The following is a 14410-nucleotide window of genomic DNA, read 5'->3' on the forward strand; positions in this document are numbered from 1 at the left end:
GATGGTACTGCAAGGGGGACCTTGTGGGAGAGTAGGACACCGCCGGACTTCCTTTACAGAAGAGCCCCTCCACGGAGGGGCTCTTCTCGTTTAACGGGTCGCCCGCATGAGTCGGCGTGACCCCTTGGTAGTCTCGTACCTCGTCCGGATGCACGTCGAGTGCACCGGGCCCTGAACTCCTGGGCGTGAGCCCCACAACACAACAGCTGCCTGCACGACCGAACAACGAGGAGAACCTCCGTGAGCGACCGCGACGACGACCGAGCCGACCGACCCCGACGTGATCCTGCCGCCGGCCGTGACGGCGGTGCCCGGAGTGACCGCCCCGCTCGTCGCGACGATGACCGGCGTCCGCCTCGTGCGTCGTCCTCAGGAGGGCCTCGGTCCTCAGGAGGGCCTCGGTCGTCGACGGGCGGCTCCGGTCGTCCTGGTGCGTCGTCCTCGGGGGGTGCCCGCGATGCCGCCCGTGGTGGGCGGGGGGATGCAGGACGGGGCGACCGTCCGACCTACGGCGACCGCGCGGGTCGGGGCGACCGCCCTCAGCGAGGCGACCGTCCTGCGTACGGGGACCGCGCCTCCTCGGGTCGCCCCCAGGGCGGAGGCGACCGGCGTGGTCCGTCTGCCGGCCCTCGCGGTGCGGGCGGGCGACCGGCCTCGGGCGGCTACAAGGGGCGCGACCGGGAGACCCCCGAGGATCGTGACCCCTATGGCCTCAAATCGGTGCGTCCTGCGCAGGAGGTGGCGCACGTCCCCGACGACGTCGAGCCCCGCGACCTGGACAAGGTCGCGCGCGGCGAGCTGAAGACGCTGAGCAAAGAGAACGCCGACTGGGTGGCCAAGCACCTGGTGATGGCCGGGCGCCTCATCGAGGAGGACCCGGAGGAGGCGCACAAGCACGCGCTGTCCGCTGGGCGACGGGCCGGCCGCATCGGCGTCGTGCGCGAGACCATCGCCATCACGGCGTACACGGTCGGCGACTACGCCCTGACGCTGCGCGAGCTCCGCACGTACCGTCGCATCACCGGCCGCGACGACCAGCTGCCCCTCATGGTCGACAGCGAGCGCGGGCTGGGCCGCCCCGAGCGGGCGCTCGAGCTCGGGCGCTCGGTCGACGTCTCGACGCTGCCGGCGTCGGTGCGGGTGTCGCTCGCGATCGCCATGAGCGGGGCCCGTCTCGACCTCGGCCAGCCGGATGCGGCGCTCGGCGAGCTCGAGATCCCCCAGCTCGACCGCAAGCGCGCCTTCGACTACAGCCCCGCCCTCTTCGACGCCTACGCGACGGTGCTCGACGACCTCGGTCGTGAGCGGGACGCCGAGGAGTGGCGTGCCCTCGCCGAGCGCGCGGACGCCGCGCTCGAGGCGGCCCACGGCGACGACGACCGCGAGACGGTCGAGATCGTGGAAGAAGAGCTGGACGAGGACTTCGTGGTGGATCTCGACGACGTCGACGCGGTGGAGGAGACCGACGCGGTGGACGAGGCCGAGGCGGTCGACGAGAGCGTCGACGCCGAGGGCCGCGACGAGCCCGAGGCGACCGACGAGCCCGACCAGGCCGACACCGACACGCAGGCCGACACCGACACGCAGGCCGACACCGACACGCAGGTCGACACCGACACGCAGGACGACCACGAGGACGCCGACCGTGGCTGACGGCCCCACGCCGCTGGACGGCGTCGACACGGTGCTCGCCGACCTCGACGGGGTCGTGTACCGCGGGTCCCAGGCCATCGACCACGCCGTCGAGAGCCTGACCGACGCCGCCCGCACCCACCGGGTGGGCTACATCACCAACAACGCCTCGCGCACCGCCGACACCGTCGCGGCACAGCTGCGCGGCTACGGCCTGCAGGTGACGGGGGACGACGTGGTGACGTCCCCGCAGGCGGCCGTGCGCCTCCTCGCCGACGCCGTGCCCGCCGGCTCGACCGTCCTCGTCGTGGGGGGCGAGGGCCTGACCTCCGTGCTCGAGCAGGAGGGCTTCCGCGTCACGCGGTCCGCGGACGACTCTCCGGCCGCGGTGGTGCAGGGCTTCAGCCCCGAGGTCGGCTGGTCCGACCTCGCCGAGGCGTCGTTCGCCCTCGCGGTGGACATCCCGTGGATCGCCACGAACACCGACTGGACCATCCCCCAGGAGCGCGGCACGGCACCGGGCAACGGCACGCTCGTGAGCGCCGTGCACACGGCCGTCGGCCGCCTGCCCGTGACGGCGGGCAAGCCCGAGACGCCCATCTTCACCGCCGCCGTCGAGCGCTTCGGCGCCACCAAGGCCATGTTCATCGGCGACCGGCTCGACACGGACATCCTCGGGGCCCGTCGCGCCGGGCTGGTCTCGGTGCTGGTGCTCACGGGCATCGACGGGGCGAAGCAGCTGCTGGCGGCCGAGAAGGGCTCGCGGCCCGACTTCGTCGTCGGCGACCTGCGCGAGCTGAGCCAGCCGTACCCGGAGATCGTCGAGCACGACGAGCAGGACGTCCACGTCGTCACAGTGCGCGGCGCCAGCGTCGCCGTGCGCGGGGGCGTCGTGCGCATCGTCACGGCGGGCGACGACCCCGTCGACCTGCTGCGCGCCGGCACGCACGCGGTCTGGGGCACGGGGCGGGCCATCTACGGCCTCGACATCGACCCCGGCCTGCACCCCGGTGAGTAGGGTGGGCGACACCATGCAGCAGGAGTCCGAGACCGTCGAGCCGACGTCGCACGAGGAGGCGGTGGCCGGTCTGGCGCCGCGCCTCCGGTCGGTCGAGGGCCTGCCCCTCGACCAGCGCGCCGCGGCCTTCGCCGAGGTGCACGACGAGCTCCGCGCCGCCCTCGAGGAGCCCGGCCGGATCGACGACCGACCCGGTGGTCGATGACCGTCCGCATCGAGGACCCTGCCGACCCGGGACCGTCGCCGGACGACCAGCCGGCCGGTGAGCGGCTCGACGCGGCGCTCGCGCGTCGGGGACTCGCGCGGTCCCGCACGCACGCGGCCCGCCTCCTCGCCGACGGCCTCGTCACGGTGAACGGCTCGGGCGTCGTCAAGGCGTCGTCGCGGGTGGGGGAGTCGGACGTCGTGACGGTGGCGGGCCTCGACCACTACGTGAGCCGCGCCGCCCACAAGCTCGTCGGCGCGCTGGACGCGTTCGGCGTCGATCCCCGGGGGCGCACGGCGCTCGACGTCGGGGCGTCGACCGGGGGCTTCACGCAGGTGCTGCTCGAGCGCGGGGCGGAGCACGTCGTCGCGCTCGACGTCGGCCACGGCCAGCTCTCGCCCTCGGTACGGAGCGACGCGCGGGTCACGGTCGTCGAGGGCGTCAACGCGCGCTACCTCGACCGCGACCAGCTGCGCGGGCTCAGCCCTCGCGCGGACGCCGTCGACCTCGTCGTGGCCGACCTGTCGTTCATCTCGCTGACCATGGTGCTGCCCGCCCTCGTGGGGAGCGTCCCTGTGGAGAGCGACTTCGTCCTGTTGGTCAAGCCGCAGTTCGAGGTCGGCCGGCAGGGGATCCGCGAGGGCATCGTCCACGACGCGGCACTGCGGAACGAGGCCGTCACGGGCGTGCTGTGGGCCGCCCACGACCTCGGCCTCGGCACGGCGGGGCTCATCCCCTCACCGATCGTCGGCACGGCCGGCAACAAGGAGTACGTCGTCCGCCTGTCGGCTCTTCACGGGTCCAATCCGACAGAATGGCTGAGCAGGTCCGAGAGCACGACGGGAGCGTGAGACAGATCGACACGACGACACGGCACATCCTCGTCGTCTCCCACACGGGCAGACGCGACTCGCTCGACGCGGCCCTCGAGGTGTGCGGGCTCCTGGTCGCCGCCGGCGTGCGACCGGTGCTCTCCCGCGACGAGTGGGACGACATCCGGGCCGCCGAGCCGGGCATCGGCCAGGTCGACATCCTCGGCGACGACGTCTCGCTCGACGAGCTCGAGTGCGTCGTCGTCCTCGGCGGCGACGGCACCATCCTCCGCGCGGCCGAGCTGGTCCGCGGCACCCGGGCCCCGATCGTCGGGGTCAACCTCGGCCACGTCGGGTTCCTCGCCGAGAGCGAGCGCGACGAGATGGCCTCGGCCGTGTCGCGCGTCGTCGCCCGCGACTACGACGTCGAGGAGCGCTTCGCGCTCGACGTGAGCGTCGTCGAGGGCAGCGAGGTCGTCTGGCGCACCTGGGCCATGAACGAGGCCACGGTCGAGAAGGCCTCGCGTGAGCGCATGCTCGAGGTCGTCATCGAGGTCGACGGGCGGCCCCTGTCGTCGTTCGGCTGCGACGGCGTCGTGATGTCGACCCCCACCGGCTCCACCGCCTACTCGTTCTCCGCCGGCGGGCCCGTGGTCTGGCCCGAGGTGCAGGCCCTGCTGCTCGTGCCGCTGAGCGCCCACGCGCTGTTCGCCCGTCCGCTCGTCGTCGGCCCCGACTCGACGCTCGCCGTCGAGGTCATGAGCCGCACCGACGGCCGCGGCATCCTCTGGTGCGACGGTCGCCGCGAGCACGACCTGCCGCCCGGCGCGCGGGTCGAGTGCACGCGCTCGACGCAGCCGGTGCTGCTCGCCCGCCTCCGGCAGGGCCCCTTCACCGACCGTCTCGTCGCGAAGTTCAAGCTGCCCGTCACCGGCTGGCGCGGCCCCGAGCAGGGAGACGCCTCGTGATCGAGGAGATCGCCATCCGCGACCTCGGCGTCATCGGTCGCGCCACCCTGCCGCTCGGGCCCGGCTTCACCGCCGTCACGGGCGAGACCGGCGCGGGCAAGACCATGGTCGTCACCGCCCTCGGCCTGCTGCTGGGCCAGCGGGCCGAGAGCGGCGTGGTGCGCTCCGGCAGCGCCCAGGCGGTCGTCGACGGCCGCTGGGTCGTGCCCGAGGGCGGCGCCGTCGTCGAGCGGGTCCGCGACGCCGGGGGAGACGTCGACGACGGCGAGCTGTTCCTCAGCCGCGTCGTCTCGGCCGAGGGCCGCAGCCGGGCGGTCGTCGGCGGGCGCTCCGCCCCGATCGGCGTGCTCGGCGACCTCGCCGACCACCTCGTCGTCGTGCACGGGCAGTCCGAGCAGATCCGCCTCAAGTCGGCCCAGGCGCAGCGGGCGGCGGTGGACGCCCACGGAGGCGCGCCCCTGGCCGCGGCCGCCGCCTCCTACCGGGCCGCCTTCGACGCCTGGACGGCGGCTCGTGACGAGCTGGCCGAGATCACCCGCGACCGCGACGAGCGGCGTGCCGAGGCCGAGGCGCTGCGCGCAGCCATCGACGAGATCGAGGCCGCGTCGCCCGTGGCCGGCGAGCTCGACGAGCTCGACGCGACGGCCGACCGCCTCAGCAACTCGGAGGACCTGCGGCTCGCCGCGGGCCTCGCCCACGAGATCCTCTCGACCGACGCGGTCGACGGCACCCGCGACGTGCTCTCGCTCGTCGAGGAGGCCCGTCGCCAAGTCGAGCGCGTGGCGCCGCACGACCCCGAGCTGGCGCCCATCGCCGACCTGCTGGCCGAGGTCAGCGTGCAGGTGTCCGAGTCGTCCGCGCGGTTGTCGAGCTACCTCGGCGGCCTCGACGCCGACGCGGCGGGCGACCTGGAGGCCGTGCAGACCCGCCGGGCCGAGCTGACGGCCCTGATGCGCAAGCACGGCCCGGGCCTCGACGACGTGCTGCGCCTGCTCGACGAGGGCAGCCGCCGTCTCGTCGAGCTCGACGGCGACGACGACCGGCTCGCCTCGCTCGACGACGAGGTGGCGCAGTTCCGGGCCGAGGCGGAGTCCCGCGCGGCCGTTCTCAGCAACCTGCGCCGCGCCTCGGGCGCCGACCTGTCCGCCCGGGTCAGCGCCGAGCTGTCCGCCCTCGCCATGGCGGGGGCCGAGATCGTCGTCGAGGTCACCCCGCGCGACGACCTCGGCACGACCGGGGCCGACGTCGTCTCGCTGCTGCTGCGGCCGCACCCGGGCAGCGAGCCCCGCCCGCTCGGCAAGGGAGCGTCCGGAGGCGAGCTGTCGCGGGTCATGCTCGCCCTCGAGGTCGTCATGGCCGGCTCGAGCGACGTGCCGACCTTCGTCTTCGACGAGGTCGACGCCGGCGTCGGCGGATCCGCCGCGATCGAGATCGGGCGGCGGCTGGCGGCCCTGTCGGAACGCGCCCAGGTCATCGTCGTCACGCACCTGGCGCAGGTCGCCGCGTTCGCCACGAACCACCTGCGCGTCGTCAAGGACGCGTCGGGCGAGGTCACCGCGAGCAGCGTGCAGCAGCTCGAGGGCGACGAGCGCGTCGCCGAGATGGCCCGTCTGCTCTCGGGGCTGCCCGACAGCACCAGCGGCCTCGACCACGCCCGCGAGCTGCTCGAGCTCGCGTCCTCGGGCCGGGCGCGCGCCCGGGCCTGAGCACGCGCACCGGCGCGCGCTCCGTCACACACTCGTAACAGGCGGCGGTGGCCGAGGGCCTCCGCGTGACATAGGATGGAATCCCGTGGTGAACGTTGAGAACTCGGGCCCTGGATCCTCCTCGATCGACGGAGGTGGCCCTTCTGAGGTCTCCTCGTCCCGGCAGACGGGCCAGGCGGCATCGTCCGCCAGCGTGACGAAGCACATCTTCGTCACCGGCGGCGTCGTGTCGTCGCTCGGCAAGGGCCTCACGGCCGCCAGCCTCGGCAACCTGCTCACGGCGCGCGGCCTCCGCGTGGTCATGCAGAAGCTCGACCCCTACCTCAACGTCGACCCCGGCACGATGAACCCGTTCCAGCACGGCGAGGTCTTCGTGACCGACGACGGCGCCGAGACCGACCTCGACATCGGGCACTACGAGCGGTTCCTCGACATCGACCTCGACCAGGCCGCGAACGTCACGACGGGCCAGGTGTACTCGACCGTCATCGCGAAGGAGCGCCGCGGCGAGTACCTGGGCGACACCGTGCAGGTCATCCCGCACATCACCGACGAGATCAAGCGCCGCATGCGCCAGCAGGCCGAGGGCGACGTGGCCCCCGACGTGATCATCACCGAGGTCGGCGGCACGGTCGGCGACATCGAGAGCCAGCCGTTCATCGAGTCGGCCCGCCAGGTGCGGCACGAGCTCGGCCGCGCCAACGTGTTCTTCGTGCACGTCTCCCTCGTGCCCTACATGGGCGCGTCGGGCGAGCAGAAGACGAAGCCGACGCAGCACTCCGTCGCGGCGCTGCGGTCGATCGGCATCCAGCCCGACGCCCTCGTGCTGCGCAGCGACCGCCCCGTCAGCGAGTCGAACAAGCGCAAGATCGCCCTGATGTGCGACGTCGACGAGGACGCGGTCGTCAACGCGAAGGACGTCGCGAGCATCTACGACATCCCCTCCATGCTCAACGAGCAGGGGCTTGACGCCTACATCATCCGCCACCTCGGCCTGGCCGAGAAGGCGGGCGAGGTCGACTGGTCGGGCTGGCAGACCGTGCTCGACGCGGTGCACCAGCCCAAGCACGAGGTGACCATCGGCCTCGTCGGCAAGTACATCGACCTGCCCGACGCCTACCTGTCGGTCACCGAGGCGCTGCGGGCCGGCGCCTTCGCGCACCAGGCCAAGGCGAAGCTCGTCTGGATCCCCTCCGACGACTGCGAGACCCCCGAGGGCGCGGCCGCCGCGCTGTCGCAGGTCGACGGCATCTGCGTGCCCGGCGGCTTCGGCATCCGCGGCATCGAGGGCAAGCTCGGCGCGCTGAAGTTCGCCCGCGAGAACGGCATCCCCGCGCTCGGCCTCTGCCTGGGCCTGCAGTGCATGGTCATCGAGTACGCGCGCGACAAGGCGGGGCTGGCCGGCGCCTCCTCGTCCGAGTTCGACCCCGACACCGAGTACCCGGTCATCGCGACCATGGCCGAGCAGGTCGACATCATCGCCGACGGCGACATGGGCGGCACGATGCGCCTCGGCCTGTACCCGGCCGCGCTGGCTCCCGGGTCGCTGGCCGCCGAGCTCTACGGCTCCGAGCTCGTCGACGAGCGCCACCGCCACCGCTACGAGGTCTCGAACCAGTACCGCCAGCAGATCGCCGACGCCGGCCTGGTCTTCTCGGGCACCTCGCCCGACGGCACCCTCGTCGAGTACGTCGAGCTCGACCGCGCCGAGCACCCGTTCTACATCGGCACGCAGGCGCACCCCGAGCTGCGGTCCCGGCCGAACCGCGCCCACCCGCTGTTCAGCGGTCTCGTGGGCGCGTCGCTCGAGCGCCAGAACTCGAGCCGCCTGTTCGCCGACGAGGGCGACGACGCGGCCGACACCCGTGCCGACGCGGTCGCCGCAGCTGTGGCCGCCGACCCGACCGACGGCGCGGCCGAGGCCGCGGCACCCGGGCGGTCCTGACCGTGGCCGACTCCGAGCTGCTGCACGACGAGCCCGCCGACCCGACCGTCACGTCGTCCGAGACGGTCTTCGAGGGCGCCGTCTGGAACGTCGTGCGCGACGTCGTCGACTACAACGGCTCGCCGATGACCCGCGAGTACGTCGCGCACACCGGTGCCGTGGCGGTGCTCGCGGTCGACGAGCACGACCGTGTGCTCGTCATCAAGCAGTACCGGCACCCGATCCGCACCCGCGACTGGGAGCTGCCCGCCGGCCTGCTCGACGCCGAGGGCGAGTCGAAGCTCGACGCGGCCAAGCGCGAGCTGGCCGAGGAGGCCGACCTGCAGGCCGAGACGTGGGACGAGCTCGTGTCGTTCCACACGACCCCCGGCGGCAACGACGAGATGGTCACGGTCTACCGGGCGACCGGCGTGAGCGCGACCGAGGCGGCGTTCGACCGCACCGACGAGGAGGCCGACATCGAGAAGCGCTGGGTCGCCCTCGACGAGGTCGTCGACGGCGTGCTGGCCGGGCGCCTGCACAACTCCATCCTCAGCATCGCGGCGCTCGCCGCGACCGTCGCCGCCCGCCGCTGACGACGCGGCGGCCTGCGGTCGGGACGAGCGCACGATGACCTCGATCGAGGAGGCGGCGGCCCGCTACCTGAGGCACGTCACGGTCGAGCGCGGCCTGTCGCCGAACACCACGGCGGCGTACCGGCGCGACCTGGCGCTCTGGGCGGCGCACCTCGAGGAGGCGGGTCGCACCTCCGTCGACGAGGTGGAGCCCGCGGACGTGGCGGCGTTCCCGGCCGCCCTCGCGACGCGTGCCGAGGACCCGCTCCGCGCCTCCAGCGTGGCCCGGGCGCTGTCGAGCGTCCGTGGCCTGCACCGGTTCCTGCACGAGGAGGGGCTGGTCGCCGTCGACGTCGCGGCCGGGGTGCGTCCGCCGAAGCTGCCGTCCCGCCTGCCCAAGGCCGTGTCGGTCGCCCAGGTCGAGGCCCTGCTCGCCGCCACGGACGGCGACGACCCTGCCCGCGTGCGCGACAAGGCCCTGCTCGAGCTGCTCTACGCGACGGGGGCGCGCGTCAGCGAGGCCGTGTCGCTGAACGTGGACGACGTCATCGACGGGGGAGACGTCGTGCGCCTGTTCGGCAAGGGCGGCAAGCAGCGGATCGTGCCCGTGGGCAGCTTCGCCCGGCGGGCCCTCGACGCGTGGCTGGTGCGCGCGCGTCCCGAGTTCTCCGTGCGCGGCGACGCGACGCCGGCGCTGTTCCTCGGGGCCCGGGGCGCGCGCCTCTCGCGGCAGAGCGCCTGGTCGGTCATCCAGGCGGCGGCCGACCGCGCCGAGCTCGACGTCGACGTGTCGCCGCACACGCTGCGGCACTCGTTCGCGACCCACCTGCTCGAGGGCGGCGCCGACGTCCGCGTGGTGCAGGAGCTGCTCGGGCACTCGTCGGTCGCGACGACGCAGATCTACACGCTGGTGACGGCCGACGCCCTGCGCGACATGTACGTCACGGCGCACCCCCGGGCCCGTCGACCCGCCTCCTGACCAGGCACTACCTTCATCTGCCGCATGAGGCTTCCTGCCCCGCGGGCGGGCGCGCCAGCCCGGCGTGATCGGGGGTCGCCGTTACCATCGACCTGTGAGCACCAAGTCGACCTCGAGCACGCCCGCCCTCTTCGAGAGCGCCCCGGCGACCGTTCCCGCGAACGGCCCCACGGGTCGCCCGCGCACCGAGTTCGCCGTCCCGCCCGTGCTCGACGGCCACGGCCCCGCGCGCATCATCACCCTCTGCAACCAGAAGGGCGGCGTCGGCAAGACGACGACGACCATCAACCTCGGCGCCTCGTTCGCCGAGTACGGCCGACGCGTGCTGGCGATCGACTTCGACCCGCAGGGCGCGCTCACGGCCGGCCTCGGGGTGCAGGCGCACGACCAGCCCACCATCTACGACCTCATGATCGGCTCCGTGAAGGACGCCCACGACGTCATCGTGCAGACCCGGGTGCACGACCTCGACGTCATGCCGGCGAACATCGACCTGTCCGCGGCCGAGGTGCACCTCGTCAACGAGGTCGCCCGCGAGCAGATCCTCGCGCGCATCATCCGCCAGGTCAGCGCCGAGTACGACGTCATCCTCATCGACTGCCAGCCGTCGCTCGGCCTGCTCACGGTCAACGCGCTCACGGCGGCGCACGGCGTGCTCATCCCGCTCGAGTGCGAGTTCTTCGCGCTGCGCGGCGTCGCGCTGCTCGTCGAGACCATCGAGAAGGTCCGCGACCGGCTCAACCCCGCCATCACCCTCGACGGCATCCTGCCGACCATGTTCGACTCGCGCACCCTGCACAGCCGCGAGGTGCTTGAGCGCGTCGTCGAGGCCTTCGGCGACGAGGTGCTCGAGACCGTCATCGGCCGCACGGTGAAGTTCCCCGACGCCTCGGTCGCCGGCACCCCCATCACCCAGTTCGCCCCCGAGCACCCGGCGGCGCAGGCCTACCGCCAGCTGGCCCGAGAGCTGATCGCGCGTGGTGCCGCAGCCTGAGGCCCCGGAGGCCACCGCGACGGCCCTGGCCGGCGACGCGGCCGTGAGCGAGGCGGCCCCGACCGACGTCGCCCCGGCCGACGTGGTCGCGGCGGGGCCGTCGCGCTTCGAGGTGGTGCTCGACAACTTCAGCGGACCGTTCGACCTGTTGCTCACGCTGATCGGCAAGCGCGAGATGGACGTCACCGAGGTGGCCCTCAGCGCCGTGACCGACGAGTTCCTCTCGTACCTGCGCACGGTCGACACCGACGAGAACCTCGACCAGGCGAGCGAGTTCATCGTCGTCGCCGCGACCCTGCTCGACCTCAAGGTCGCCGGCCTGCTGCCCCAGGGCGAGCTCGTCGACGCCGAGGACGTCGCCCTGCTCGAGGCGCGCGACCTGCTCTTCGCGCGGCTGCTGCAGTACCGGGCGTTCAAGCAGGCGGCGACGTGGTTCGCCGAGCGCGGCGCCGCCGAGGCCTCCCGGCACCCCCGGTCGGTCCGGCTCGAGCAGAAGTACCGCGTCACCACGCCCGAGCTGGTGTGGACGCTCACGCCCGAGGACTTCGCCGCCCTCGCGGCGTTCGCCCTCGAGCCCAAGGCCGTGCCCACCGTCGGCCTCGACCACCTGCACGCCCCGCTGGTGAGCATCCGCGAGCAGGCCGCCGTGGTCGTGGCCATGCTGCGCCGCGCCGGCGTCGCCACGTTCCGCGAGCTGGTGGCCGAGGTCGACCAGAAGGGCGTCGTCGTCGCGCGGTTCCTCGCCCTGCTCGAGCTCTACCGGCACGGGTCGCTGGCCTTCGAGCAGCTCGAGCCCCTCGGCGAGCTCAGCGTCCGCTGGGTGGCCGAGGACTGGACCGACGAGGCGCTCGCCGCCCTGGGAGCCGACTATGACGGCTGACGCGACCCGCGCCTCCTCGGCCGTCGCTCCCTCGCCGGGGTCGGCCGACGACGGGCGGGCGACCGCGCGTGCCCTCGAGGCCGTGCTCATGGTCGCCGACGAGCCGCTCTCACTGCTCGCGCTCGCGGCCGCCGTCGGGCGGCCCACCGCCGAGGTGCGCCGTGCCGTCGCCGACCTGGTCGCCGACTTCGACGGCGTCCACGGCTCGCCGCGACGCGGTTTCGAGCTGCGCGAGGTGGGCGGCGGGTGGCGGTTCTACGTGCGCGAGGAGCTCGATCCGGTGGTGCGCGATTTCGTGCTGACGGAGAACCCGTCCAGACTGTCGCAGGCGGCTCTCGAGACGCTGGCGGTCATCGCCTACAAGCAGCCCGTCACCCGCAGCAGCATCGCGCAGATCCGTGCGGTGAACGTCGACTCGGTCGTGCGCACGCTGCTCGGCCGCGGCCTGGTCACGGAGTCGTCCACCGATCCGGAGACGGGCGCCATCACCTACGAAACGACGGACCTCTTGTTGACCCACCTCGGCATCGCCTCGCTCGACGAGCTCCCGCTGATCTCCCCGCTCCTCTCCGACGGATCCGGAGGATTCGACGATGTCATCTGACCACACCCCCACCCCCGACGACCTGCCCACGGGCGAGCGCCTGCAGAAGGTCATGGCCGCCGCCGGCGTCGCCTCGCGCCGCGTCTCCGAAGACCTCATCGCGGCCGGACGCGTCACGGTGAACGGGAAGGTGGTGACCGAGGCCGGTCGCCGCATCGACCCGGACACCGACAAGGTCGTCGTCGACGGCACCGCCGTGCAGCTCGACACGACGCGCCGGTACGTCATGCTCAACAAGCCCGTCGGCGTCGTCAGCACGCTGAGCGACGAGAACGGCCGCCCCGACCTCACGCAGTTCACCTCCGACTACGAGGAGCGCCTGTTCAACGTCGGCCGCCTCGACGTCGAGACCAGCGGCCTGCTGCTGCTCACGAACGACGGCGAGCTCGCGCACGTGCTCGCGCACCCGTCGTTCGGCGTCACGAAGACCTACATCGCGAAGGTGCGCGGCGTCGTCACGCCGGCCGTGCTGACGCAGCTGCTCTCGGGCGTCGACCTCGACGACGGCCCCATCGCGGCCGACCGGGCGGCCCTGGTCGGCGGAGGCGCGGGGCTGTCGCGCTCCGCCGACTCGTCGCTCATCGAGATCACCCTGCACTCCGGCCGCAACCGCATCGTGCGCCGCATGCTCGAGGCCGTGGGCCACCCGGTCATCGACCTAGTCCGTCGGTCGTTCGGGCCGCTGCACCTCGGCACCCTCAAGGTGGGCCACATGCGCTCGCTGAACAAGGCCGAGCTCGGCGCGATCCTCACGATCTCGCGCGACGCCTCCCCGTCGCCCCGCGTCGACGCCGCCCCCACGATCGAGAGCCCCGACGCCCCCGTCGACGAGGCCGACGTGGTCGAGGTCGCTCTCGACGAGGACGAGGTCGAGAAGGAGTACTACGACGAGGACGACCAGGAGTACGACCCCGAGACCGACGCCCGCGACGCGCGTCGCCAGGTGCCCGGTGCCGGCCCCCGCGCCGGTGTCGGCAAGGGCGAGGCGCCCACGTCGCGACGCGCGGAGGTGCGGCGCCAGCAGGCAGGACGGCGCGAGCAGCGGGACGACCGCGGCGGGCGCCCGGAGCGGGCCGCCCGTGACGACCGTGGCGACCGTGGGGACCGTGGCGGCTATGCCGCACGCGAGGACCGCGGTGGCTACGCGCCTCGGGCCGACCGCCCCGGGTCCGGCGCTCGCGGTGGCTACCAGGGTCGTGACGACCGTGGTGGCTACCAGGGGCGCGACGACCGTGGTGGTCGACCTGAGCGTGGCGGGTACCAGGGCCGCGACGACCGTGGTGGCTACCAGGGGCGCGACGACCGTGGTGGTCGGCCTGAGCGTGGCGGGTACCAGGGTCGCGACGAGCGTGGCGGTCGACCGGAGCGCGGTGGGTACCAGGGTCGCGACGACCGTGGTGGTCGACCTGAGCGCGGCGGGTACCAGGGTCGCGACGACCGCGGCGCTCGACCGGAGCGCGGCGGCTTCGTGTCGCGGGACGACCGCGGTGCGCGTCCCGACCGCGGCGGCTACGTCTCGCGTGACGACCGTGGCGGACGCCCGGAGCGTGGCGGCTACCAGGGCCGTGACGACCGCGGCGGCCGACCGGAGCGCGGCGGCGACCGCCCCCTGAGCCCCGGCGAGGAGCGCGCCGCCGGCTACCCCAACCGCGACCTGCCGAAGGACCCGCGCACGGGACGCCCCTCGGGCGTCCGCGCCGGCGGACCCGGCCGCGGCGGCCGCGAGGACCGCAGCGCCCGCGACCGTGACGACCGGGGCGGCTTCGTCGGCCGCGACGACCGTAGTGGACGCCCGGAGCGTGGCGGGTACCAGGGTCGTGACGACCGTGGTGGTCGTCCTGAGCGCGGCGGCTTCGTCGGTCGCGACGACCGTGGTGGACGCCCTGAGCGCGGCGGGTACCAGGGTCGCGACGACCGTGGTGGCCGTCCCGAGCGCGGTGGCTTCCAGGGTCGCGATGACCGTGGTGGCCGTCCCGACCGCGGTGGCTTCCAGGGTCGCGATGACCGTGGTGGCCGTCCCGAGCGCGGTGGCTTCCAGGGTCGTGACGACCGTGGCGGCCGTCCCGAGCGCGGCGGCGACCGTCCGTTCCGCGGCCGCCCCGACGACGGGGGA

Annotated in this window: 12 protein-coding genes and 1 pseudogene; all 13 read left to right on the forward strand. The window is 73.5% G+C overall.

What is annotated here, in order from left to right:
* The first annotated feature begins 720 nt into the window (after positions 1-720).
* A complete protein-coding gene (locus FHR78_RS15115) occupies positions 721-1653 on the forward strand; it encodes a hypothetical protein (protein WP_347878094.1) in 933 nt (310 codons plus the stop codon).
* Positions 1646-2650, forward strand: coding sequence for an HAD-IIA family hydrolase (locus tag FHR78_RS06535; RefSeq protein WP_347878095.1), 1005 nt, complete (start codon positions 1646-1648; stop codon positions 2648-2650). The genes FHR78_RS15115 and FHR78_RS06535 overlap by 8 nt, the downstream gene beginning before the upstream one ends.
* A gap of 13 nt (positions 2651-2663) precedes the next feature.
* Positions 2664-2855 (forward strand): hypothetical protein, encoded by a 192-nt coding sequence (locus FHR78_RS06540; RefSeq protein WP_166759762.1) that lies wholly within the window; start codon positions 2664-2666, stop codon positions 2853-2855.
* Entirely contained in the window at positions 2852-3706 is an 855-nt protein-coding gene (locus FHR78_RS06545; protein ID WP_166759763.1) for a TlyA family RNA methyltransferase, read from the forward strand. Before FHR78_RS06540 ends, FHR78_RS06545 begins: the two co-directional genes overlap by 4 nt.
* Positions 3707-3711: 5 nt before the next feature.
* Positions 3712-4635 carry an NAD kinase gene (locus FHR78_RS06550; RefSeq protein ID WP_166760692.1) on the forward strand — a complete coding sequence of 308 codons (924 nt, stop codon included), beginning with the start codon at positions 3712-3714 and terminating at the stop codon, positions 4633-4635.
* Positions 4632-6341: a DNA repair protein RecN gene (recN, locus tag FHR78_RS06555; protein WP_166759764.1), complete on the forward strand. Its 1710-nt coding sequence runs from the start codon at positions 4632-4634 to the stop codon at positions 6339-6341. Before FHR78_RS06550 ends, recN begins: the two co-directional genes overlap by 4 nt.
* 193 nt (positions 6342-6534) lie before the next feature.
* Positions 6535-8286, forward strand: a complete 1752-nt coding sequence (locus FHR78_RS06560) for a CTP synthase (RefSeq protein ID WP_166759765.1) — start codon at positions 6535-6537, stop codon at positions 8284-8286.
* A gap of 2 nt (positions 8287-8288) precedes the next feature.
* Complete coding sequence (locus FHR78_RS06565; protein ID WP_347878096.1) at positions 8289-8861, forward strand: NUDIX hydrolase; 573 nt, start codon at positions 8289-8291, stop codon at positions 8859-8861.
* 34 nt (positions 8862-8895) lie between these two features.
* Positions 8896-9819 (forward strand): site-specific tyrosine recombinase XerD, encoded by a 924-nt coding sequence (xerD, locus tag FHR78_RS06570; protein ID WP_166759766.1) that lies wholly within the window; start codon positions 8896-8898, stop codon positions 9817-9819.
* 94 nt (positions 9820-9913) lie between these two features.
* Positions 9914-10813, forward strand: a complete 900-nt coding sequence (locus FHR78_RS06575; RefSeq protein ID WP_166759767.1) for an AAA family ATPase — start codon at positions 9914-9916, stop codon at positions 10811-10813.
* The gene (locus tag FHR78_RS06580; RefSeq protein WP_432207142.1) at positions 10797-11693 is read left to right on the forward strand and encodes a segregation and condensation protein A; all 897 of its coding nucleotides are present in this window, start codon (positions 10797-10799) and stop codon (positions 11691-11693) included. The genes FHR78_RS06575 and FHR78_RS06580 overlap by 17 nt, the downstream gene beginning before the upstream one ends.
* Positions 11683-12297, forward strand: coding sequence for an SMC-Scp complex subunit ScpB (gene scpB, locus FHR78_RS06585; RefSeq protein WP_166759768.1), 615 nt, complete (start codon positions 11683-11685; stop codon positions 12295-12297). The genes FHR78_RS06580 and scpB overlap by 11 nt, the downstream gene beginning before the upstream one ends.
* Positions 12287-13078, forward strand: a pseudogene (locus FHR78_RS06590) (pseudouridine synthase); the annotation flags it as partial. The gene scpB and the pseudogene FHR78_RS06590, both read left to right, overlap by 11 nt.
* Between the last annotated feature and the right edge of the window lie 1332 nt (positions 13079-14410).

It is taken from the genome of Frigoribacterium faeni, assembly GCF_011761235.1.
Classification (GTDB): domain Bacteria; phylum Actinomycetota; class Actinomycetes; order Actinomycetales; family Microbacteriaceae; genus Frigoribacterium; species Frigoribacterium faeni_A.

Excerpts from the sequence above, each read along its gene's own strand:
- FHR78_RS06540 (WP_166759762.1), top strand. The coding sequence starts at position 2,664 with ATGCAGCAGGAGTCCGAGACCGTCGAGCCGACGTCGCACGAGGAGGCG.
- FHR78_RS06545 (WP_166759763.1), top strand. The coding sequence starts at position 2,852 with ATGACCGTCCGCATCGAGGACCCTGCCGACCCGGGACCGTCGCCGGAC.
- xerD (WP_166759766.1), top strand. The coding sequence starts at position 8,896 with ATGACCTCGATCGAGGAGGCGGCGGCCCGCTACCTGAGGCACGTCACG.
- scpB (WP_166759768.1), top strand. The coding sequence starts at position 11,683 with ATGACGGCTGACGCGACCCGCGCCTCCTCGGCCGTCGCTCCCTCGCCG.